This window comes from Amycolatopsis kentuckyensis (genome assembly GCF_002155975.1).
In the GTDB taxonomy this organism is placed as follows: Bacteria; Actinomycetota; Actinomycetes; order Mycobacteriales; family Pseudonocardiaceae; genus Amycolatopsis; species Amycolatopsis kentuckyensis.
The window spans coordinates 1-540 of sequence record NZ_MUMI01000752.1; the positions used below are offsets into that span (position 1 = coordinate 1).

The 540-nt window shown below is 76.5% G+C and carries 1 protein-coding gene; it reads right to left on the bottom strand.

Translation table 11 applies throughout. The features are described 5' to 3' along the window. Positions 1-540, bottom strand: a 540-nt coding sequence (locus CCN39_RS47255; RefSeq protein WP_143264457.1) for a hypothetical protein, incomplete at both ends; no start/stop codon positions are given.

Here is a 540-nt window from a genome sequence, read left to right on the forward strand (position 1 = left end):
GCTCGGCGATGTCGGCGGCGGTGGTGACCAGCGGCAGCGCGCCCCCGGGGGTGTTCAGCTCGGCGGTCAGCCAGCGGTGCCCGCCGGCTTCGCGCACGGCGACCCCGGAGAGCCGGCGGTTGCCGTAGTAGCGGCGGGTCAGCACCTCCAGCAGTGGCGCGTGGTCGCGGCCCGGCCGCCCGATCCGCTGCCCGATCAGCCGGACGAGGGGCTGCGAGCCGGTGATCATGGCCTGGATCCGCTCGGCGCGGTCCGGGGCGTCCGGGTGCTGGTCGAGGTAGGTCAGCTCGGTGCGGACCGCGGCGTAGACGCGGGCGCGGTTGCGGCGCAGCAGCGGCTGGGCGAACCAGCGGAAGACCACGCCGCGGGCCAGGTCGGACACCGCGGGGAAGCGCACCTGCGTGGCCTCGACCACGTGCTCCAGGGTGAGCCCGGCGCGTTCGGCCAGCGCCTCGGCCGGCGGCGCCCCGGTCAGCCACTGCCGCAGCAGTTCCGAGACGACCGCGACGTCGGCGGCCGTCCGCTGCTGCGCCAGGAAGA